19 protein-coding genes and 2 pseudogenes are annotated in these 21,310 nt (G+C 40.0%); 11 read left to right on the plus strand and 10 right to left on the minus strand.

Annotated elements, in window-relative coordinates; all coding sequences use genetic code 11:
- Nucleotides 1-201: pseudogene (locus ACKI4H_RS12265) on the minus strand (MFS transporter); the annotation flags it as partial.
- Between the two features lie 449 nt (nt 202-650).
- On the opposite strand from ACKI4H_RS12265, the pseudogene ACKI4H_RS12270 reads away from it, so the two are divergent.
- The 3 genes and pseudogenes from ACKI4H_RS12270 (at nt 651) to ACKI4H_RS12280 (ending at nt 4,856) form a co-directional block, all read left to right on the plus strand.
- Nucleotides 651-1,240: pseudogene (locus tag ACKI4H_RS12270) on the plus strand (ANTAR domain-containing response regulator).
- 3 nt (nt 1,241-1,243) lie between these two features.
- On the plus strand, nt 1,244-2,239 hold the full coding sequence (locus tag ACKI4H_RS12275; protein WP_407306131.1) for an ABC transporter substrate-binding protein: 996 nt from the start codon (nt 1,244-1,246) through the stop codon (nt 2,237-2,239).
- 517 nt (nt 2,240-2,756) lie between these two features.
- Nucleotides 2,757-4,856 carry a TonB-dependent receptor plug domain-containing protein gene (locus ACKI4H_RS12280; protein WP_407306133.1) on the plus strand — a complete coding sequence of 700 codons (2,100 nt, stop codon included), beginning with the start codon at nt 2,757-2,759 and terminating at the stop codon, nt 4,854-4,856.
- Nucleotides 4,857-4,957: 101 nt separating this feature from the next.
- On the opposite strand, the gene ACKI4H_RS12285 is transcribed toward ACKI4H_RS12280, so the two are convergent.
- Nucleotides 4,958-5,242 carry a hypothetical protein gene (locus tag ACKI4H_RS12285; RefSeq protein ID WP_407306135.1) on the minus strand — a complete coding sequence of 95 codons (285 nt, stop codon included), beginning with the start codon at nt 5,240-5,242 and terminating at the stop codon, nt 4,958-4,960.
- A 520-nt stretch (nt 5,243-5,762) separates the two neighbouring features.
- On the opposite strand from ACKI4H_RS12285, the gene ACKI4H_RS12290 reads away from it, so the two are divergent.
- A complete protein-coding gene (locus ACKI4H_RS12290) occupies nt 5,763-6,935 on the plus strand; it encodes an iron-containing alcohol dehydrogenase (protein ID WP_407306137.1) in 1,173 nt (390 codons plus the stop codon).
- 178 nt (nt 6,936-7,113) lie between these two features.
- Complete coding sequence (locus tag ACKI4H_RS12295; protein WP_407306139.1) at nt 7,114-8,082, plus strand: alpha/beta hydrolase; 969 nt, start codon at nt 7,114-7,116, stop codon at nt 8,080-8,082.
- A gap of 22 nt (nt 8,083-8,104) precedes the next feature.
- On the opposite strand, the gene ACKI4H_RS12300 is transcribed toward ACKI4H_RS12295, so the two are convergent.
- On the minus strand, nt 8,105-9,286 hold the full coding sequence (locus ACKI4H_RS12300; RefSeq protein ID WP_407306141.1) for a transcriptional regulator: 1,182 nt from the start codon (nt 9,284-9,286) through the stop codon (nt 8,105-8,107).
- Between the two features lie 202 nt (nt 9,287-9,488).
- Between ACKI4H_RS12300 and ACKI4H_RS12305 the strand changes: the two genes are divergently transcribed.
- The 3 genes from ACKI4H_RS12305 (at nt 9,489) to ACKI4H_RS12315 (ending at nt 12,564) form a co-directional block, all read left to right on the plus strand.
- A complete protein-coding gene (locus tag ACKI4H_RS12305) occupies nt 9,489-11,000 on the plus strand; it encodes an aldehyde dehydrogenase family protein (RefSeq protein WP_407306143.1) in 1,512 nt (503 codons plus the stop codon).
- 148 nt (nt 11,001-11,148) lie between these two features.
- Nucleotides 11,149-11,880, plus strand: a complete 732-nt coding sequence (locus ACKI4H_RS12310; protein WP_407306145.1) for a glutamine amidotransferase — start codon at nt 11,149-11,151, stop codon at nt 11,878-11,880.
- 132 nt (nt 11,881-12,012) lie between these two features.
- On the plus strand, nt 12,013-12,564 hold the full coding sequence (locus ACKI4H_RS12315) for a LysE family transporter (RefSeq protein WP_407306147.1): 552 nt from the start codon (nt 12,013-12,015) through the stop codon (nt 12,562-12,564).
- A gap of 55 nt (nt 12,565-12,619) precedes the next feature.
- Here ACKI4H_RS12315 and ACKI4H_RS12320 read toward each other — a convergent pair whose 3' ends face one another.
- Entirely contained in the window at nt 12,620-13,204 is a 585-nt protein-coding gene (locus ACKI4H_RS12320) for a YceI family protein (RefSeq protein ID WP_407306149.1), read from the minus strand.
- Between the two features lie 362 nt (nt 13,205-13,566).
- On the opposite strand from ACKI4H_RS12320, the gene ACKI4H_RS12325 reads away from it, so the two are divergent.
- Nucleotides 13,567-13,776: a hypothetical protein gene (locus tag ACKI4H_RS12325; protein ID WP_407306151.1), complete on the plus strand. Its 210-nt coding sequence runs from the start codon at nt 13,567-13,569 to the stop codon at nt 13,774-13,776.
- A gap of 340 nt (nt 13,777-14,116) precedes the next feature.
- Here ACKI4H_RS12325 and ACKI4H_RS12330 read toward each other — a convergent pair whose 3' ends face one another.
- The 3 genes from ACKI4H_RS12330 to tkt form a co-directional block, all read right to left on the minus strand.
- Nucleotides 14,117-14,548 (minus strand): GNAT family N-acetyltransferase, encoded by a 432-nt coding sequence (locus ACKI4H_RS12330; RefSeq protein ID WP_407306153.1) that lies wholly within the window; start codon nt 14,546-14,548, stop codon nt 14,117-14,119.
- A gap of 132 nt (nt 14,549-14,680) precedes the next feature.
- Nucleotides 14,681-14,896 carry a hypothetical protein gene (locus ACKI4H_RS12335; RefSeq protein WP_067724440.1) on the minus strand — a complete coding sequence of 72 codons (216 nt, stop codon included), beginning with the start codon at nt 14,894-14,896 and terminating at the stop codon, nt 14,681-14,683.
- Between the two features lie 163 nt (nt 14,897-15,059).
- On the minus strand, nt 15,060-17,048 hold the full coding sequence (gene tkt, locus ACKI4H_RS12340) for a transketolase (RefSeq protein ID WP_407306155.1): 1,989 nt from the start codon (nt 17,046-17,048) through the stop codon (nt 15,060-15,062).
- Nucleotides 17,049-17,896: 848 nt separating this feature from the next.
- On the opposite strand from tkt, the gene metK reads away from it, so the two are divergent.
- Nucleotides 17,897-19,063, plus strand: a complete 1,167-nt coding sequence (gene metK / locus ACKI4H_RS12345) for a methionine adenosyltransferase (protein ID WP_407306157.1) — start codon at nt 17,897-17,899, stop codon at nt 19,061-19,063.
- Nucleotides 19,064-19,112: 49 nt separating this feature from the next.
- Here the strand turns inward: metK and ACKI4H_RS12350 are convergent, their stop codons facing one another.
- A complete protein-coding gene (locus ACKI4H_RS12350; protein WP_407306159.1) occupies nt 19,113-19,361 on the minus strand; it encodes a hypothetical protein in 249 nt (82 codons plus the stop codon).
- A 322-nt stretch (nt 19,362-19,683) separates the two neighbouring features.
- Between ACKI4H_RS12350 and ACKI4H_RS12355 the strand changes: the two genes are divergently transcribed.
- Entirely contained in the window at nt 19,684-19,872 is a 189-nt protein-coding gene (locus ACKI4H_RS12355; protein ID WP_407306176.1) for a hypothetical protein, read from the plus strand.
- On the opposite strand, the gene ACKI4H_RS12360 is transcribed toward ACKI4H_RS12355, so the two are convergent.
- A complete protein-coding gene (locus ACKI4H_RS12360; RefSeq protein WP_407306161.1) occupies nt 19,869-20,507 on the minus strand; it encodes a LysE family transporter in 639 nt (212 codons plus the stop codon). The two genes, ACKI4H_RS12355 and ACKI4H_RS12360, sit on opposite strands and share 4 nt — an antisense overlap.
- A 145-nt stretch (nt 20,508-20,652) precedes the next feature.
- Nucleotides 20,653-21,234 carry an FxsA family protein gene (locus ACKI4H_RS12365; protein WP_407306163.1) on the minus strand — a complete coding sequence of 194 codons (582 nt, stop codon included), beginning with the start codon at nt 21,232-21,234 and terminating at the stop codon, nt 20,653-20,655.
- Between the last annotated feature and the right edge of the window lie 76 nt (nt 21,235-21,310).

Below are 21,310 nucleotides of genomic sequence, written 5' to 3' on the forward strand. Positions count from 1 at the left end.
AGCAATATTGATATTGGCGATTTGATCTTTGGTTAAGTGAAACTCACCTGCAATCACAGGCATAAGCGGTGCACAGGCAAACCATGCAAAAAAGCAGACAAAAAAAGCGAGCCAACTCATGTGGAAGGCTCTCATCGCTGCGCTGCTGAAATTAAAAAGACTTATTTTTGTGGCTTTTTTTTCATATAAATTTGAAGACATGGCCTTCTCCTTCCTGAACTGAACGTATAGGGTTATCTGCTATGCGGATCGCTGCATACCAGATTCGATCAGAGCGGACATCGTTGGCCGTCTACAAATTTTATAAAGTCTTCTTTGACTCACAAGGGATAATGCAATCTCTGTGCCAAAATTTAAAAAATATCCTTAACTTTACATTTTTTATTATTTTTTAATATAAATTTTTCATTTTCGGGCTTAATCATTATGTTCCTTTGTTCTTTTTAACCAGACTAGCGCCAAGGAGATCGCACAGCGTTGTGCTTTCTTGTAGCGCATTTTTGCATTAATACGGTGCACAACCTGATCACAGTTAAGTTCTATATCTGATTTTTATTGAATTATTGCAGTTTTAATAGTTTTGGCATTTTTATTGCCTGGGATTTACCATGATTTTTCTTTCAGGCTTTGCCTGATGATATTTAGCCGATATGCCAAAATTGAAAATTGCATTGATTGATGACGATCAAGAACGTGCGACCTATATAAAAGCCTCCCTGATCGAGCACAATTTCGAGGTGGTTGCCTGCCTCACCATTGACCATTTAAGTATGTTTCGTTTAGAACAATTGCATACCGATGTCATTTTATTGGATATGGATCATCCACATCGCGACATTATTGAAAGCTGTGTCAGTTAGTTCGATTTACCGACCGTTCTATTTACTAAAAATAGCCACAAAGACACCATTAAAAGTGCCATCGATGCTGGGGTGTAACAGCTTACATTGTTGACGGGATTGACCCTTCCAAACTGGAAAGCATCTTAGAAATTTCGATTGAACAATTTAAAAAACACAAGAAATTACTGGGTGATCTGGAAGATACCAAAAATAAACTGGTCGATCGTAAAGACGTGGAAAAAGCCAAAGTACTGATGATGCAATTGCATGCTTTAACTGAAGATCAGGCGTTTCAATTACTGCGCAAAAATGCCATGAGCCATCGCATTACCATTGGGGAAATGGCACGCCGTTTACTGGATGCCCAACAACTATTACAAAACCAATTGAAGGACTAGCTCATGACAGATTTAGAAAAAACTCAAATCCAGATCGGCTATATTCCTTTGCTTGATTGTGTTGCCATTCTGTGGCCCAAGCAGCGCGGCTTTTTTGATGAAGTCAGTTTGGATATCACACTCGTCAAGGAAGCCTCTTGGGCAAGTTTAAGAGACCGGCTGGCTTTTGGCTTTTTAGATGTTGCACATTGCCTTTCTGCCATGCTACCGGCAGCAGCGTCGGGTGAAGACCAACTCGGAATTCCCCTGCAAACGGCTTTGGTTCTCAGTCATAACCGTGCCTTTATCAGTTTGAGTCAAAAATTATGCTTTGAACTGGATATTTCTTCTCAAGATACAGTACAGCAATCAGCAGAAAAAATAGTCTCTGCCATACAACAACAAAAGCCGGTTCAATTGGCACATGTGTTTAAACAGTCGATTCATCATTATTGTCTAAGAGAATGGCTCGCCCTAGCCGACTGTAAGCTTGCACAGAACATCAAACTCGCGATCCTTCCTCCACCCTATATGGTCGAAGCTTTGGCTAATCATGTGATTGACGGTTTTTGTGTCGGTGAACCGTGGAATACTCAAGCTGAACTATTCGGAATCAGTCAGCTTGTCGCCTCTAGCCAAGACATTATTCCAAAAGTAGCGGACAAGGTTTTGGCAGTAACCAGTGAATGGGCTGCACAACATCCCAACACCCATCTTGCTTTAATCAATGCCATTCAAAAGGCACAACAGGAACTGAAAGATCTAGAGGATTATGCTGAAGTTTGGCAGATGCTGATTGACTTCAATATTATTCAATTTCAATGTTCTGACAGCATTCACGTGCAAAAATTCCATTCCATTCAGAATATTATTCGTCATTTTGTCGATGAATCATCTCAGCCAGACATTGAAGACTTTAAATGGCTGATTCAGCAAATGCTGAAATGGGATAATCAAATCAGTTTAAATGATGCCCTCATTGAGAAAATCAGCCAAAACTGTATCTTGTCTTTTTCATGATCCTTTGATGTTGTGCATCCATACAAAATATAGGCAAGAATTTCATCCCAGTATGCTGCGATGAAATTAAACTTACGAACCTGTTTGATATGCGACACAGAATTTTTAGTGCTGTGGATTCAACATATAGTTGAGAAGCATCATCATCTGTAGAAAGGAAGGCTTCACTTAGGCAAAGCATTCAAAATGCTGCTTCAATTTATGCGGCTGTGCTAGGGTTCACTCAAAAAAAAGCAGAACTTTATTTACAGATGGGTATTATTTCTGCACTCAAGATTCTATAAATATTTTTAAAATATTGGGAATTTATTCATGGCTACATAACATGGAGGTTTAAAATTCAACCATCCTTCAGCCCTATAACCCAAACAAACCTGTTGAAGCTAAATCATTCATTTTGATTATTTTATAGCTGTGATCAGATTTTTATCTTTTATTTTTATTTCTGTAATTTCCCACAAAATTTCTCCACATTTTTACGCTATCTTACGCAAAATTACATTTGGAACATCAAATAATGAAGCGCATACAACCGCGTTGGCAATTAAGCGCATTAAGTTGTGCCTTGCTCACTTTTATGTCCCCCACTTGGGCTGCTGATTCCATTACAAATACAACAACAGACAGCGCCCCAGAACAAACAACATCAGTACAAACAGCACCCGTACAAACACTGACCACTTTAAAATTCGAAGCGACCCCAGCGACTGCAAAAGATCCGGATATCAGTGCGGTTGCGAAAACCATCGTTACGCGTGAGGAAATGCTGCAATTTGGCGATCAGTCGGTGAATGATGCCTTGCGCCGTGCAGCAGGTTTTCAGATGCGAACCCCGGGACAAGGTCCACGCGGTGGCAGCGGTGCTTCAGGTATGCGTTTTCGTGGTGGCGGTGCCCCGGTATTTTTAATTAATGGCGAAGCGGTTCAAGGGGGCCCACGTGGTGGCATGTCGGTGGTCGACAGCATCACCCCAGACATGATTGAGAGGATTGAAATTACCAAACAGCCAAGTGTGGCTCAGGCTTCTGTCGCGTCTTCCGCAGTCATTAATATTATTCTTAAAGAACCCTTAGATAATGCCCGCATAGGCGGAACCATCCGTGCAGGATATGGCTTGGCAAAATCGGATCAAAAAGAAGAACAACGTAAAAATATCAGTGTTCAGGCTGATGGCCGTGATAATGCTTGGCTATACAGCCTGTCAGCGAATCAGATGTGGAATGACAGCACTTCCATTACGCAAACCCAAAACAGTACTGGAACACGTGAACAAAAACGAGTGACTGAACGCAAATCACAAATGCTTTCACCCCGTGTGGAATATCAACTGGATGATCAGCAAAAACTGGTTGCAGAACTGTTCTACCGCAATAACGAAAGTGACGGCGTTCGTGGCGACCAGGTCCAAAATGATAAAAATGACAGCATCCGTTTAAACACACGTTATGAACGTAAGGACAAAGGCAATTCAGATAAGATTCGCCTTTCTGTCGAGCAGCAGAATGAAACTGAATCGACTGAGTCAACTCAATCACCACGATTCAACAGCTATACCGATGAAACGGTCAATGAATATGGTGTGGCTTATGACGGCGTTCGAAAATTTAATGAAACTCGACAGCTTAAATTTGGTACAAATGTTCGTGCCAATGAACTCGACAGCAATGTCAGCCAAAGTTTAGATGAACAGCTGTATGCATTATATGCCGAAGGTAGCTGGAAATTTACCGATCGCCAAACCGTGACTTTAGGTGCACGTCAGGAATGGATCGAGCGCTCTGGTTTAGTCGATTATAGCGACAGTCACTTAAGCCCGGTCTTGGCACATCGTTTTGACTTTGATGATCATTGGTCTTTGCAAACCAATCTCAGTCAGGCTTTCCGTAGTCCTAAAGCAGACCGTTTATTACCAACAGTTTCGGTGTCTACCGATAGCGATGCCGGTAGCCTGAACAATCCTGATCGTGGTGGCAATCCTGATTTACGTCCTGAAAAAATTACTGCGTTTGAATCGACTTTGGGCTACAACACGCCTTCAGGCGGTATCAATATCACCGCGTACCAACGTGAAATTGATGACTACATCGAAAAAGTCATTCGCCAGGAAGGCACCCGTTTTGTCGAGCGCCCACAAAACCAGAATAATGCCACCACGTATGGGGTTGAAATTGCGGGTCGCTATGCATTAAAGCAAACTGAAAATGGTCATTCATTGATGCTCAATGGACAACTTTCTACTGTACGTGCAAAAGTTGAAGATGAAAATCATCAACAACGTCTGGTCAGTGATGTCGCGCCCTATACAGCAAGCACAGGTCTGTCTTATAACTATCAGCCTTGGCGCATTTCAACCAGTGTCAACCTGAACTATGTGCCTGAGTTCACCCGTGCCCTGGACAACCAACCCTATAACCGTACCAGCAATGAACGTGTCAACATGGATATCAGCGTGACCAAACGCTTCAACGATGGCTGGGCAACCACACTGAATGCGCGCAATATTTTCAGTACCGATTATAAAGAACGCTTAACCAATCAGTCAGATGGCAGCCTTTATGAATCACGGGTCAATCAGGCGATTCCAAGTGTATTAGTCAGTCTGGAAAAGAAATTCTAAGCCTAAAAAACCGGTGCTCAGGCACCGGTTTTTTCATCAATATTATTGTAGCACATCATTTATATTTTAAAAAATTTAACTGACTGCTCAAAAATTTGGCTTCATTTTTTCACTTGTAATTCTTTAAGCAAACTTGCAATTCGTAAGGTATGTTGCCTGTTGCCTCTTTTTTCCATGACTTTATTTTCGATACGCCATAAATATTCAAAAATCTCTGATTCATCTGCATTTTCACAAATCATCATAAAGAGTCTAGGTAAATAATCTTCATATTCGTCACGCATTGAAGGAATGCGACGAATCCCCAAAGGATCCCATTCTTTAAGCAGAATTTTATGGATTGCGTGTAATAATAATGTTGCATCACTTGTATGTTCGACTTTCATTAAACCTACCCCATCCTTAGGAAATCAAACCTACTCAATCCTTAGGAATTTAATATAAAATCATATAAATTGATTATAATTTATTCTTAATAATCTCAGCAAATATTTAAAAAAATATCTTCTATTTTTTACTTTTATAAAATTTTAAGTTGTTTCACCTTTGAAAAATACTTATTTTAAATTCCCAATGTGTACCAATATTGATTATTTAATAAATAGCATAAATAATTTATTTACCAAATAGCAAATTATACCTTATTAGAACAATTTTTTTACCTCTATCACTTCGCTCAGAGATTACCGCCTGAAACTAATTTATATCTTTTTAGCCATGAAAGTTCTTTTAAAACCCTCACGATCCATTGAATGACCCTTCATAAATATTTCAAAAACCACTAAAAATTCAAACATTTAAAATGGTAGGTGTTTGGTAGGTAGAATTTTTATCCTGTTTCTTTAATACTCAATTCACGGTGAGGGTCACCGATAACAACATACCAATGGTAGAAGGAATCGCACCATGGCTTTTAAAAATATTGCAGATCAAACGAACGGTTTTTATATTCCCTGTGTTTCTCTTTTCGGTCCAGGCTGTGCCAAAGAAATTGGCGCCAAAGCACAAAATTTAGGGGCTAAAAAAGCCTTGATTGTGACAGATGCAGGTCTTTTTAAATTTGGTGTTGCAGATATCATTTCAGCTTATTTAAAAGAGGCTGGCGTCGACAGCCACATTTTCCCTGGTGCAGAACCGAATCCAACCGATATTAACGTGCATAACGGTGTACAGGCCTATAACGAAAATGCTTGTGATTTCATCGTTTCTTTAGGTGGGGGTTCATCGCATGACTGTGCCAAAGGTATAGGCTTGGTGACAGCTGGCGGTGGCCATATCCGTGATTATGAAGGTATTGATAAAAGCACGGTACCCATGACGCCACTGATTGCCATCAATACCACGGCAGGTACCGCTTCTGAAATGACACGCTTCTGTATTATTACCAATACCGACACGCACGTAAAAATGGCGATTGTGGACTGGCGCTGTACGCCACTGATTGCGATTGATGATCCTAAACTGATGATTGCAAAACCTGCGAGTCTAACCGCAGCAACCGGTATGGATGCCTTAACTCATGCAGTTGAAGCCTATGTCTCTACCGCAGCCAACCCAATTACAGATGCCTGTGCAGAAAAAGCCATTAGCATGATTAGTGAATGGCTCAGCCCTGCGGTTGCCAATGGTGAAAATCTGGAAGCGCGTGATGCGATGAGCTATGCACAGTACCTTGCCGGTATGGCTTTCAACAACGCTTCTTTAGGTTATGTGCATGCCATGGCCCATCAGCTCGGTGGTTTCTATAACTTACCGCATGGTGTATGTAATGCAGTATTGCTCCCACATGTTTGTGAATTTAACCTGATTGCCTGCCCTGCCCGTTATGCCAAAATTGCCCAATTAATGGGTGTAAATGTGGACGGTTTGACGGTGAATGAAGCTGCAGATGAAGCCATTCAGGCCATTCGTCAGCTTTCAGCCTCGATTGGTATCCCATCTGGCCTAAATGAACTGGGTGTGAAAGAAGCAGACTTGGCCCTTATGTCTGAAAATGCACAGAAAGATGCCTGCATGCTAACCAACCCACGCAAAGCCACACATGCACAAGTGGTTGATATATTTAAAGCGGCAATGTAAACCCTCAATGTAAGTCTTCTCCTGCTATCTTTGGCTTACATTTTTGGCAATTTAATCTCCTTTTTTACAAGCTGGAGTTTAGATTGCCTTTTTTCATTTTGAATCTTAAAGCAATTTGACAAATGGCTGCTCATCATGAAGGATAAAAGAAAATTGATAATTCCAAATGAGTATAACAATGACAGAACAGATAATTGAACCGCTTTATCAACCGGATGTTTTAGATTCAGACTATGAGCAAGCCACCCTGGATTTCCCCGATGATTATGAAGGTCAAGTTACAGCAACACTGGTGCGTAAAAAAGCGGAGCAAACCACCCACAAAGCCGTTTTATATATTCATGGTTTCGTTGACTATTTTTTTCAGACCGAGATGGCGGAACAATTCAACCAACATGGTTTTGACTTTTATGCACTCGACTTACGCAAATATGGTCGCTCCCACCTTCCCCATCAAAAATATTATAACGTGCGTGAAATTTCTGAATACGATGATGAAATTACCCAGGCTTTAGACATTATTGGTGCAGAAGGTCATGATGCTGTTCTGCTCTGTGGCCATTCGACCGGGGGATTAATTACCACCTTATATGTAGCGCATCATCCAGATCATCCTTTAATTAAAGCACTGTGGGTCAATAGTCCCTTTTATGACTTCAATATGAACCTGATCAAGAAAAAACTGGGGCTGCCCAATTTAAGTCGTGTCGGTAAAATATGTCCAGATTTGGAATTCCCCAGTGAACTGAATAAATGGTATGTGACCAGTTTGCACAAAAACTTAAAAGGAGAATGGGACTTTAATCTGGAATGGAAAAAAACGTCTTATCCCCGGGTTCGTTTGAGCTTTGTCCGGGCCATTTATGAAGCGCAAAAGGAAATTCATCGAGGCGTGACTTTAACCGTCCCTGCCTTAGTGATGCATTCAGATCAAACTAAAAATCCAAAAAAATGGCACAAACATGCACAAAGCAGTGATGTGATTTTGGATGTCAAACATATTGATAAATATGCTAGAAAAATGAAAGGTGATGTCACCATCAGTGAAATAAAAAATGGACTACATGATCTGGTTCTGTCGGAAAAATCTGTCCGCCAGCAGGTATATCAGCAACTCTTCGCATGGCTCAAGCAGAAAGGCCTATAGCAGTAATTAAACAATATCAACGTTAGTTGTCTTTATATTTGAGTAAGGTTTGATGCACGGGATGGCTTTTGGGCATAAGTTCAATTAAACGCTCCACGGCATCAATTGCTTCAGGGAAACGCGCCATATGCTTAAGCAACACATCCGTTTCATTGGCTTTAAAAATGGCATCGCTTAAACGCGATTCCAGACAATCGCGCCATGCACATAAAAATGGGCTTCCAGTTTTTGCGAGAAATACACCACTACACAGTTTTAAGGCCGAATCAATATATCCCGCATCTAAGGATTGTTCTGTCAGTAAGAAATCAGCTTCTACATGCGCCAACAAACGATAGGGTCTAGACCCAAGCATGCCACCTAAAATATCACGCAATTGTGACATTTCTGCTTTTAACGTCCCCATGCTGACTTTCCGTTCCCCATATAATGCCTGATGCAAAGTATCCAAACTTAAGCCTTGCGGACACAATGCCAAGATGGTCAAAATTTCGATTTGACGTGGTGTAAGTACCAAAACTTTACCATTAAACATGATTTGCGGCACAGAAAAAGCCCGAATAAACAATCGCTGCTTTTGATATTCCAGTAATGCGGACTGGATAATAGAGGCACATCGCTCCGCTGCCAACATACCCAGACTATTATGCTTTTGCCAGGTGGTGGAAAGATCAATCACTCCTAAAACCTGTTTGGAATAAGGATCAATAATCGGGGCTGCATAACAGACCCAATCATGAATAGAGGACATGTAATGTTCATTGGAAAACACACAACTCGATTGTTGCGTCTTCAATGACAAAGCCAGAGCATTAGTGCCGACCAGTTCCTCGCGCCATTGCCCGCCTTCGATAAAATGCACACTCTCTGCTGCACTTTGCATTTGCGGACTTGATGCTGTCCAAATAATGGTACTGCCAATATCGCCTACCGCCAACACCATCGAAGATTGCTCGGCAATATGCTTTAAATCTTGTGCACAATGTTGCAAGGCATGTTCTAAGGCAGAAGGAGAAGTTTCTTTTTGTAAATGGATCAAGGGTGCAGCTGCACGATCTTTGGGAATTTCGGCGGATGTTGAGCGTTGCCAGGAACTCACAATGCTTTGTCCAAGTTGCTCTGCATGCAGGGGAGAAAGACTGCTACTTTGCCTAAACTGTTCAATATTCTGTCTTTTTTTCAGCAAATTTTGCTTTGTCATCATTCCTTATTCTCGCAACAATTCATGATTTACATCCACTGTAATAACTGTTGTTTTAAGACCGATTAAAAAGATTGTAAACCTTCTTGTATCCAACCTTTCTCCAACCTTATTCCCTGTATGCTAATCAAATAATGTACAAAAGTACCTTATACCAAAGCTGTAGATACGGTTTAAACACTAAAATAAGCAAAGGAAAATTCATATGCGTTACATTGATCCTAATCAAGATGGTTCAAAAGTTAAGTTTAAAGCCCAATATGAAAACTTTATTGGCGGTCAATGGGTAGCTCCAGTCAAGGGTGAATACTTTGACAATATTTCTCCTGTCGACGGTAAGGTATTTACTAAAGTTCCGCGCTCGAGTGTAGAAGATATTGAGCTAGCACTGGATGCAGCACATAAAGCCAAAGCGCAATGGAACAAATCCTCTCCCACTACCCGTTCCAACATTCTGTTAAAAATTGCAGACCGTTTAGAAGCCAATTTAGAGCTTTTGGCGGTAGCTGAAACCTGGGATAACGGTAAACCGGTACGTGAAACCTTGGCTGCCGATATTCCTTTGGCGATTGACCATTTCCGCTACTTTGCTGGCTGTATCCGTGCGCAGGAAGGCGGTATTTCAGAAATTGATGAAGATACCATTGCCTACCATTTCCATGAGCCTTTAGGTGTGGTTGGACAAATTATTCCGTGGAACTTCCCTATTTTAATGGCAACATGGAAATTGGCACCCGCATTGGCTGCGGGTAACTGTATTGTGCTAAAACCGGCTGAACAAACTCCGGTCAGTATTCTGGTTCTGGTGGAACTGATTCAGGACCTGCTGCCTGAAGGAGTACTAAACATTGTCAATGGTTACGGTATTGAAGTGGGTCGTCCGCTTGCCACCAATCCACGTATCGCCAAAATTGCATTTACCGGTTCAACGGCAGTCGGTCAGCAAATTATGCAATATGCAACCGAGAACATTATTCCGGTAACCCTTGAACTGGGTGGCAAATCACCAAATCTTTTCTTTGAAGATGTGATGGCAGAAGATGATGACTTTTTAGATAAAGCACTGGAAGGCTTTGTCATGTTTGCACTCAATCAGGGAGAGATTTGTACCTGCCCTTCTCGTGCACTGGTTCAGGAAAGCATTGCCGATAAATTTCTGGAAAAGGCCATTGAGCGTGTTAAACGGATTAAAACCGGTCATCCACTTGATACTGACACCATGATTGGTGCGCAAGCCTCTCAAGAACAGCAGGATAAAATTTTGGGCTGTATCGCAACAGGTCGTGCAGAAGGCGCTGAAATATTGACAGGTGGGGGCGAACGTCATGAAGTGGGGCAAGGTTTCTATATTGAACCAACCATTTTCAAAGGCACCAATGACATGAAAACTTTCCAGGAAGAAATTTTTGGACCTGTACTTGCTGTTGCCACATTTAAAGACTTTGATGATGCGATTAAAATTGCCAACGATACCATTTATGGTTTAGGTGCAGGCGTTTGGTCCCGTTCAGCACACACCTCTTACCGTGCTGGTCGTGCAATTCAGGCCGGTCGTGTATGGACCAACTGTTATCACATCTACCCTGCACATGCGGCATTCGGTGGTTATAAAAAATCGGGGATTGGGCGTGAAAACCATAAAATGATGCTTGATCATTACCAACAAACCAAAAACTTGTTGGTGAGTTATTCAACCAAACCGATGGGCTTTTTCTAAAATATCTTGGTATAAAGTATAAAAAAGCGAACTTCGGTTCGCTTTTTCTTTAATTGCCGGTCATTAACCAAATCATTTCTTTTGAAACCTTCATTTTTCTTCAAATTCGGGCTAAATTTCTCTTATTCTAAATATCTTGAAAAATAGTATGACTACAGTAACTCCAGATTTCCCCGATACGATTTTCGCCATTCAGCATCTTGCCTTTGAAGACTTAGGTGTAATGGAAGATGTCTTTTATCAACTCGGCTTTCGGGTACGTTATTTTGAAGCAGGTGTAGATGACCTAAGTAAAGCATTTCAGCATAAAGGTTTGACCATTATTTTAGGCGGACCGATTGGTGTTTATGAAACGGCTGACTATCCTTTCTTACAACAAGAAATTGACTTACTAAAAGTTCGTTTGGAAGAAAATTTACCGACCCTTGGCATTTGTTTAGGTGCTCAACTGATTGCACATGCCTTGGGTGCAAAAGTATATACAGGTCATGAAAAAGAAATTGGCTGGAGCAAACTCAGTCTTTTAAATACTGAAAACAACCTGCTTGCCCCCTTAACCGATACTGCAGTATTACATTGGCATGGTGATACTTTTGATTTGCCTGAACAGGCCGAATTATTAGCAAGCTCTGATGTTTATCCAAACCAGGCTTTTTCAGTTGGGGAAAATATTCTGGCTCTGCAATTTCATCTAGAAGTTGCAACAGAGAGCTTGGAAAAATGGCTCATTGGCCATACCAGTGAACTGCGTAAAGCTGAAATTAATATTCCTTCTTTACGTGCTGACAATGAAAAATATGCCATGTCCTTAGAAACCGTCGCTACAGAAATTTTACGAAACTATATGAAGAAAATCATGAAGCAAGTGATGAGTAAATAAACTTTAATTTATGATCTAATTCATTTATAAGGGTGTCATTCATTTATATAAGTTTCTGATGATGACACCTTTAATCAGTATTGCGTAATTCATTTCTTTGCGTTGATCAGCCCAGGTCCAGATTTTTTCTTCGTGACTCAAAGTGCAATTCGTCAGTCCAGATCGCACGCCCTGTTTACTGCTTTAGGTGTTTCACTGAGTATTTTAGTCTGGTCCATTGGTGCAATCAGCGGATTGCATTTTTTATTTCAAAAAATTACTTGGCTGCAGCAGGTGTTGATGATTTTGGGTGGCCTCTACCTTTTTTATCTCGGTATTCAACTGTTTAAATCAGCTTTAAGCAAATCGCAAGATTCAGCGTTACTTGTACACACATTACCGTCTAAATCAAGATTGACTCTGCTCTTACAAGGCTTCTTGACCAATATGGCCAACCCGAAAGCACTGGTCTATTTCAGTAGTGTTTTTGCCTTAGCCATCAACACCGATGCCCCATTAAGTACCCAAAGCTCATTACTTTTCCTGATTTGGATTGAAAGTTTAGTCTGGTTTGCTGTAGTAGCTTATCTATTTTCATGGCAAAAAATGAATGCCTATTATCAATGCTTCAGCAACTGGATAGATGGTCTAACTGGTGGCATCTTTATCAGTTTTGGTTGTTATCTCATTCTGAATCCAGATTAAAGTTAAATAAAAAAGCACCATGAATGGTGCTTTTTTATTTAAGAGCGTTTTAGGCTTATTTTTTCGCAGGAATCGATGCTTCAGTGGTAATGTTTACGGTAATTTTATCGCCTACATTCGGAACATATGCACCAACATTAAATGCTGAACGGTTAAATGAAGTGGTCGCATTGAAACCAACAGTTTGCAACTTGGTCATTGGATGAATTGCTTGTTTATTTAATACCGCATCTAAAACAACCGGTTTAGTTACACCTTTCACAGTTAAGTCACCTGTGATTTTGTATTTGTTTTTGCCTAAAGCCTGAACTTTAGTGCTTTTAAAAGTGATGTTCGGATATTTGGCAGCATCAAAGAATTCTGCACCTTTGATATGATCATCCAATGCTTTTACATTGGTATTGATGCTTGCGACTGGAATATTAACATTTACCGATGAGTTTGCAGGCTTTTCATTATCGACATTAATTGTACCTTGAATGTCAGAAAAGTTCGCAGATGGGGTGGAAAAACCAAAGTGGCTCCACGAAAAAACAGTTGCTGAATGTCCCGGATCAATTTGGTAAGCAACGGGTTTTGCCATACTAATAGTTGCTGCTGACGCCAATGCCAAACCTAAACCAAACGATTTTAATTTCATCTTGTTATCTCTCTATCTGTGTGAATGTGCGCTAGTCTAACAATTGAGTTTATTTATACATTATCGATTATAAAACAATATGTTCCATATATAGAACAATAGCATGGACATGACCCGTTTCAATTTATTTACTGTTTATTTTGTTATATCCTTTTGAATCTATTCTATTAGCTAAAACCATAATTGTGACATTATAAATATATAAAAAATATATAAATAAATTCAATAACTTACTCCTCAAAACCTCTATTTAAATTCCTCTTATTTTCTTATTTTCAGGATTCTTTAACTTAAAATTTGCAATTCTTTTAAAATTTATCCTATTTATAATACAGCCTAATTCAAACTTCATTCGAGTCATAATGACTGAACAACAAGCAATCGATAACGCACTTCAAACCAACGCACCTAAAGATGTGGTTCAAGTATTTTTACACAACACCCGTAAAGAATTGGTTGCCAAAGCTGCAGCAAAACTCGTTGCTGAAGATGCTATTTATAGGTCCTTCAATTTTAACAACCCGGAATTGAAACAAATCGAACTTTGGGCAGGTACATCTACAGGCCATTAAGTGTATGTTTATGCTTTCTCTAATGTGGGCACTTACTGGAATATCGGTGATTTCCAAATTACCGACATACTTTCTGAAAGCGAAACAGTTGCCGTATTTGGTTAATCTACCTACACCTCTGTACATGCAAAAATTATCTTCCCATCTCCTTTCTCAATCAAAGAAACGGTCAAAGATGGCTTGATCGCTTACTTTCAATTTATGGAAGCCACCTACACATCAGCTACATCTTTCCGTGTTTCTGGCGAATGGGAAATTCAACAAGATGCCGATCAAACCAAGAATTTTAGTTTCTGCTACGTCTTAATATTTTCGTTTTAAAGGCCCTATTCAGAACTTTTTACATACGATATTGAATTAAATCCTGTATTTTACCAAGTTGATCATACAAAGCTCGTGCTTGTGCATTTTGTTGCTGTGTCAGCCAATACACGCGATCACAATGCTTTTGGCAATGCTCACCCACATGTTGAATCAGTTTTCTTGCCACACCACGATTACGATAGGTTTCAGCCACATATAAATCTTGTAAGTATGCATAAGGTTTTGCGGTCCAACAGCTATCATGTTCTATCATATGCACCATGCCCACGATTTTTCCCTCTCTAATCGCAGCAAATCCATACATCTGCTTTATCTGGCTATCTGTTAAGCGCTGCCACGTCAGTTCATTCACATCCTCTGTCAGGCAAGTTTGGTAAAATGCTTGATAGCATTCCCATAACACTAACCAATCCGTGTATTGCACGCGATCTAAGCGTTGAATATGCATTCCATAGTCCTTGTTTTTAAATCACTTAATATTCAAACCATAATATAGAATCGCCCTGACAGAATAGGTGAATTTCACTCAAATTGGCATAAAAAAAGCCCCTATTCGGGACTTTATTTATATTGATAAAGCTTAGAGCTTTTCAACCAGAACACGATCGACTTGCTTCAAGCCTGTGTGCTTTTCACGATTTTGGCGACGCACTTTAATCACTTTTTCTTCGTCCAATTCTTTCAACATCAATACCACGGCCATCATGCTTTCCAGAGGGAGATCCTGACCGATCCACTTTTGCTCACCTGGTTCCATTAAAGTGATTTCATCACTAATTTGGTTATAAAGGCTCATATTTTCCTCACTTATGCAGAATAAATGCCATCTCAAAATGAATACTCAATGAATGGCATCACTATATACTTATTCCTAAAAACTGCTAGAACAATATCGTTAAAAATTTATTAAAATAAAAACGCCCCGTATGGGGCGTTTTTACCAATTTAATCTTTTAAAATTAAGCAGTAATTTCTTTTACTGCAGCAACCACAGCATCAGTTGTAATGCCGAAGTATTGGTACAAATCTTTCGCAGGTGCAGATTCACCATAAGTCGTCATGCCGATTACACGACCATCCAGACCTACAAATTTCCACCAGTAATCCACATGCGCAGCTTCAACAGCAACACGTGCACGGATATTAGATGGAAGAACCGTTTCACGATAAGCCGCATCCTGTTTCACAAATTCTTCAGCACATGGCATAGAAACAACACGCACACCTTCAAGTTGTGCATACGCTTCCATCGCAAGAGATACTTCAGAACCAGTTGCAATGATGATTGCTTTTAATTCACCTTTTTCTTCAGCCAGTACATAAGCACCTTTGGCAACATCAGCAATTTGAGCATCAGTACGCGTCTGGAATGGCAAGTTTTGACGAGAGAAAATCAGTGCAGTTGGACCTTCAGAACGTAAAAGTGCAGATTTCCAGGAAATCGCGGCTTCAACGGTGTCACATGGACGCCAAGTATTTAGGTTTGGTGTACCACGGAGAGATGCAATTTGCTCTACAGGTTGATGTGTAGGACCATCTTCACCCAGACCAATTGAGTCATGCGTATAAACATGAATCACACGCTGTTTCATGAGTGCAGACATACGTACTGCATTACGTGCATATTCCATGAACATCAGGAATGTTGCTACGTAAGGGATGAAACCGCCATGAAGTGCAACACCATTGGCAATCGCAGTCATACCGAACTCACGTACACCATAGTGTACGTAGTTACCCGCTGGATTGTCCTGAATGCCCTGCGCACCTTTCCAAAGGGTCAGGTTGGAACCTGCAAGGTCAGCCGAACCCCCTAAAATTTCAGGAAGTTGTGGAGCAAATGCCTGAATTGCCGCTTGGCTCGCTTTACGTGTCGCAACTGTTTCGCGTTTTGCATTCACTTCAGCAATGTATGCATCTGCGTTGGCAACAAAGTCTGCTGGTAAATCACCAGACATACGGCGTTTAAGTTCAGCAGCTTCAGTTGGATATTTTGCAGCATAGGCAGCAAATACTTCATTCCAGGCCGCTTCAGATTTAGCACCTTTGTCTTTTGCATCCCAAGCAGCATATACGTCTGCCGGAATAACAAATGCTTCGTCAACCCAACCTAATGCTTCACGCGTTAAATTAATTTCATCATTACCAAGAGGTGCACCGTGGCAATCTTCTTTACCTTGTTTGTTTGGTGAACCTAAGCCAATCACTGTTTTACACATGATTAAGGTTGGTTTAGCAGTTTCCGCTTTTGCATCTAAAGTTGCTTGACGGATTGCCTCAGAATCATGCCCATCAACTTTAATCACTTGCCAGCCATAAGCATGGAAACGTTGTTCTGTGTCATCAGAGAACCAGCCTTCAACTTCACCATCAATTGAAATGCCGTTGTCATCATAATAAGCAACAAGTTTACCAAGGCCCAAAGTACCTGCCAATGAACATGCTTCGTGTGAAACACCTTCCATTAAGCAACCATCACCAAGGAAACAGTAAGTGAAATGGTCAACCACTTTAATGTCGTCTTTGTTGAACTGAGCCGCTAACGTTTTTTCTGCCAAAGCAAAACCAACCGCATTGGCAATACCCTGACCGAGTGGACCAGTTGTCGTTTCGATCCCTGGTGCATAACCCAATTCAGGGTGACCTGGCGTTTTAGAATGTAATTGACGGAATTGTTGGAGATCCGCAATTGAAAGGTCATAACCGGTTAAATGTAATAATGCATATTGAAGCATTGAGCCATGACCGTTCGACAATACAAAACGGTCACGATTGGCCCATTGTGGATTTGTTGGGTTATGATTTAGAAATTCGCGCCATACTACATCCGCGATATCTGCCATCCCCATTGGAGCACCTGGATGTCCTGAATTTGCTTTTTGTACAGCATCCATTGCCAATACACGAATTGCATTTGCAATACGACGTTCGTTAAGCGGGGTTGTCATAGGTCAGAGTCCAACTAAATCGTTTAAAGAAGAGGATGAATAGGAAAAATTCAAAGCTGGCTATATTGTCTTAAAAAAATGCCGAGGGGTAAAGCCTAATAGTCAACATTTCAACATTTATTCGTGAGTAGGCATGTTTCGATGCAGGTAGTGTTCTATTTCACATCGTTTTTAAATCTTTAAAAAGCAAGTAAAAGCTTCAATTTATTAATATAAGACTCATAAATAATATTTTAACGATAAGTCAACTTTATTTATTCAATTAAAACATTATTCAAACATTTCCCTAATCAAAAGGATTATTTTTTTTCATTGACCTATTTATGAATAAGTCCTCATCAGATAATCGCTTCAATCAGTGAGCATGAGAAACAATTCGATCAATTAACCCACAACAGGCACCTAAGTTGAATAAAATTCATCTTTTAAAATATTTAATGAAAATTTAACTATTTAAAATGAATCTTTTGTGACAGTTTTTATGGGACCTATAATTTTAAATGACTGATCTAAAAACAACCATGAACTCCAATTTATTTTAATTAATACATTGATAATATTAACTATTAGTATAATTAAATTTTAACCTGAATTATGGGTGATATTATTTTAATTCCAATAAATACGCTTTGATCGCCTAATTAAATATTTACTCTATAAAAATTTTCATCGTTAAAATTGCAGCTTTAAAGCCTAATTTGCTCTGCTTATCAGTTTTTTAGATGCATATATCAATTAAAAAGTCGTGAAATTGAAATAATTTCAGTCATTTTGGTCGTGTAGAACTAGTCCAAAAGTCTAACTCGATGTAACATATCGGGTCTTTAAAATTAACTGTGATAGGACTTATGCGCGAGTATGCTGTATTTACCTCGGAATCTGTAAGCGAAGGCCATCCGGATAAAATGGCTGACCAAATCAGTGACGCTATTTTGGATGCAATCTTAACAGAAGACCCATATGCACGGGTTGCTTGTGAAACGCTTGTCAAAACGGGTGCGGTAGTACTTGCCGGTGAAATCACAACAACTGCAAATGTTGACTTCGAAGCAATTGTACGTCAAACCGTAAATGGAATTGGTTATCATCATTCTGATCTTGGTTTTGATGGTTCAACTTGTGCTGTTATCAACATGATTGGTAAACAGTCTCCTGAAATTGCTCAAGGTGTCGACCGTCTAAAACCTGAAGATCAAGGTGCTGGCGATCAGGGCTTGATGTTTGGCTATGCAAGCCGTGAAACTGACGTTTTAATGCCTGCGCCTATTTCTTATGCGCATCGCTTAATGGAAAAACAGGCTGAACTACGCCGTAACGGCCGTTTGCCCTGGTTACGCCCAGATGCAAAAAGTCAGGTAACTTTTGCTTATGAAAATGGCATGCCTGTTCGTTTAGATGCAGTGGTATTGTCGACTCAACACGATCCTGAAATTTCACAGGCAAATCTTAAAGAAGCTGTGATTGAAGAAATCGTGAAGAAAGTGATTCCTGCTGAAATGTTCCATGCAGACACCAAATTCCACATCAACCCAACCGGGATGTTTGTAATTGGTGGACCTGTAGGTGACTGTGGTTTAACTGGCCGTAAAATCATTGTAGATACTTATGGTGGTATGGCTCGTCATGGTGGTGGTGCTTTCTCTGGTAAGGATCCATCTAAAGTTGACCGCTCTGCTGCTTATGCAGGTCGTTATGTAGCGAAAAACATTGTTGCTGCTGGCCTGGCTGACAAATGTGAAATTCAGGTGTCTTATGCCATTGGTGTTGCAGAGCCAACTTCAATTTCAATCAATACCTTCAATACAGCAAAAGTATCTGAAGAGTTGATCATTGCACTAGTACGTGAACACTTCGACTTACGTCCATACGGCATTACCCGTATGCTTGACCTGATTCAACCGATGTATAAGCAAACTGCTGCTTATGGTCACTTCGGTCGTCAAGGTTCAGACACTGCATTTACTTGGGAAAAAACAGATAAAGTAGAAGCGCTTAAAGCCTCTGCCGGACTGTAATTTTTTCATAAAAAAGCCCACTTCTGTGGGCTTTTTTTTGGGTAAAAACTCATGATTTTGATTTTCCTCCCTGTTGTAACACTTCTAATAGTGAAATCTGCACAGGCGTTTCTTGATGATCCTGTAAATAGACATGCACAATTTTAAAAATGATGACTGCTGCCAAGCAGGTTAAAACACAAAAAACCCAGAAACCATACGGACTTTTAATATTATGTGAACCGCAATTTGTACATTCTTTATGATGGGTTGACTCAACGACCTGATCACAACACGCACAATGATATTGATATAGCATAGCTATGCTCCTACATTACGCACATTTTTGTTTTTATATTTCCATCCTGTTATTTGATGGAAGGTAATATCCTTAAAATCTTATGTGACTATTTATTAAGATACAAGTCTACTTATCAATAACTAAAACCCTCCTAAAAGCCTTATTTCCCCAATATTTTTATAAATAATTCATTTATATTTGAAATTAATTTATTCCATCCAATTTAAAAGACATCATTTGTAACACAATGCAATGAAACGAATTTCAAATCTTCAAATTTTAAAAATACATGCTGCTCAATTTTTTAGGTAAAATGGCAAGCAATAGTCTGGAGTATATGATGGTTCAACTGATTAAAAAAGGTGGTTTACGCGAACGTGCCAACCGTAGCCGCAGCTATAAAGGTTCAGAAAATACTGAAGCGACCTTGAAACCCAACCGCTATTCTCATGGTGAAAAAAATGAGGAAATCAGCCCTACCGTTATCCCATCTACGCAATTCATTGATCAGTCCGTTAAAAATAACTAGAACATCGCGAATGCATCAAACCCTAACCAGATTGCAAAAACCAGGAATAATCCACCCGAAATAATATCGATATACCCCCCTGAATGCTGATAAGCAGCTTTGATTTTAGGCATCGACATAATCAGCATAAACACGGCAAAAACCAAAAAGGTTTGCAGTGGAATAATCACCGCAAGCTGGGTTTTTAAATGGGTTGATGCAGATGAGCTCAAGGCCAAAGAAAATACACTACTAAAATAAATCAGGGTCTTAGGATTGGACAAATTGGTAAACAATCCCAATAAAAAATGGTTTATAGAATCGGGTGCAGCCAATTGTTGACCATCATCCAGATTGGTTTCTTGCTTAAGGGAGTGTAAACCGCCCTTCAGCATTGCCCAGCCCATGCGAGCCAAAAACAGTCCACCGACCAACATTAAAACCTGTTGTATCCATGGAAATTGCTGCATCAGCACAGTAAAGCCCAGCAGGGTCAGCACCACCCAGACCACAATACCGACTGAAATGCCCAAAATAATTTTTAATGTATTCGCCCTTGAAGTTGAGGCTGAACTTTTAGCAATCAGTAAAACATCTGGTCCCGGGCTAAGCTGCGCAATAAAATGCAGTGCACAAATGGTCAAAAGCAGTGACATAGAAATAAAGGAAGATTTTTAAAAAATGTATTATATCGTTTGTTCAATTTTTTACATGCCTCAGCCCCTCCTTTAAATACAAATATAGCGATTATAAAAAAGCCGAATCATCAGGATTCGGCTTTTAAAAATACAGCTCAATAAATTATTTATTCACATCTTTCATTTCAATTTTTTTCGCATCTGGCGTTACGTCACGTGCTTCGCCATCAATAACGTTAGACTCATGACGCGGTGCACCACCTTGCTGTTGTTGCATATCCTGCATTTGACGCATGATATCGGCAAATGGGTTTTGACCTTGAGCACCGCCGCCCATACCATTTACATCGCCCATCATACCACCCATCATTTTATCCATCATAGCTTGTTGGCGTTTTGCCATGGTTTTCATCATGGCATTTTTAAACACATTTTGAACAGCCGGAATCAAAATCAGCACAGCCAAGACATCGGTGATTAAACCAGGAATAAGCAAGAACAAGCCGGACAAAATTTTTGGCAGATTTCCTGTTAATGCCGGATCACCACTCATTTGTCCCATACGCATTTGCTGCATCTGAGGCATTAAACCTGTCGAATATTTACGAATCAGATTTATGCCGATAAAAAAGGCAGCAACGAACCAGAAAAATACGTACCACATACTGCCGACGAGGTCACCCACGCCAATCCAGACAAAGACTTCGAGGATTAAGCCAGCCAAAACAATAAGAAATAATTTCATAAAAATTAATCAAATCTCAATAAAATAAATAGGGTGCAATATTCAAGCGCTTAATCTCGATCAAGCTTTTTTGATA

It is taken from the genome of Acinetobacter sp. (genome assembly GCF_045628685.1).
Classification (GTDB): domain Bacteria; phylum Pseudomonadota; class Gammaproteobacteria; order Pseudomonadales; family Moraxellaceae; genus Acinetobacter.

Coding starts and splice junctions, on each gene's coding strand:
- ACKI4H_RS12275 (WP_407306131.1), top strand. CDS start 1,244: ATGACAGATTTAGAAAAAACTCAAATCCAGATCGGCTATATTCCTTTG.
- ACKI4H_RS12365 (WP_407306163.1), bottom strand. CDS start 21,234: ATGAAATTATTTCTTATTGTTTTGGCTGGCTTAATCCTCGAAGTCTTT.
- ACKI4H_RS12305 (WP_407306143.1), top strand. CDS start 9,489: ATGCGTTACATTGATCCTAATCAAGATGGTTCAAAAGTTAAGTTTAAA.
- ACKI4H_RS12355 (WP_407306176.1), top strand. CDS start 19,684: ATGGTTCAACTGATTAAAAAAGGTGGTTTACGCGAACGTGCCAACCGT.
- ACKI4H_RS12295 (WP_407306139.1), top strand. CDS start 7,114: ATGACAGAACAGATAATTGAACCGCTTTATCAACCGGATGTTTTAGAT.
- metK (WP_407306157.1), top strand. CDS start 17,897: ATGCGCGAGTATGCTGTATTTACCTCGGAATCTGTAAGCGAAGGCCAT.
- ACKI4H_RS12360 (WP_407306161.1), bottom strand. CDS start 20,507: ATGTCACTGCTTTTGACCATTTGTGCACTGCATTTTATTGCGCAGCTT.
- ACKI4H_RS12320 (WP_407306149.1), bottom strand. CDS start 13,204: ATGAAATTAAAATCGTTTGGTTTAGGTTTGGCATTGGCGTCAGCAGCA.
- ACKI4H_RS12280 (WP_407306133.1), top strand. CDS start 2,757: ATGAAGCGCATACAACCGCGTTGGCAATTAAGCGCATTAAGTTGTGCC.
- ACKI4H_RS12290 (WP_407306137.1), top strand. CDS start 5,763: ATGGCTTTTAAAAATATTGCAGATCAAACGAACGGTTTTTATATTCCC.
- ACKI4H_RS12350 (WP_407306159.1), bottom strand. CDS start 19,361: ATGCTATATCAATATCATTGTGCGTGTTGTGATCAGGTCGTTGAGTCA.
- ACKI4H_RS12330 (WP_407306153.1), bottom strand. CDS start 14,548: ATGCATATTCAACGCTTAGATCGCGTGCAATACACGGATTGGTTAGTG.
- tkt (WP_407306155.1), bottom strand. CDS start 17,048: ATGACAACCCCGCTTAACGAACGTCGTATTGCAAATGCAATTCGTGTA.
- ACKI4H_RS12310 (WP_407306145.1), top strand. CDS start 11,149: ATGACTACAGTAACTCCAGATTTCCCCGATACGATTTTCGCCATTCAG.
- ACKI4H_RS12300 (WP_407306141.1), bottom strand. CDS start 9,286: ATGATGACAAAGCAAAATTTGCTGAAAAAAAGACAGAATATTGAACAG.
- ACKI4H_RS12285 (WP_407306135.1), bottom strand. CDS start 5,242: ATGAAAGTCGAACATACAAGTGATGCAACATTATTATTACACGCAATC.
- ACKI4H_RS12325 (WP_407306151.1), top strand. CDS start 13,567: ATGACTGAACAACAAGCAATCGATAACGCACTTCAAACCAACGCACCT.
- ACKI4H_RS12335 (WP_067724440.1), bottom strand. CDS start 14,896: ATGAGCCTTTATAACCAAATTAGTGATGAAATCACTTTAATGGAACCA.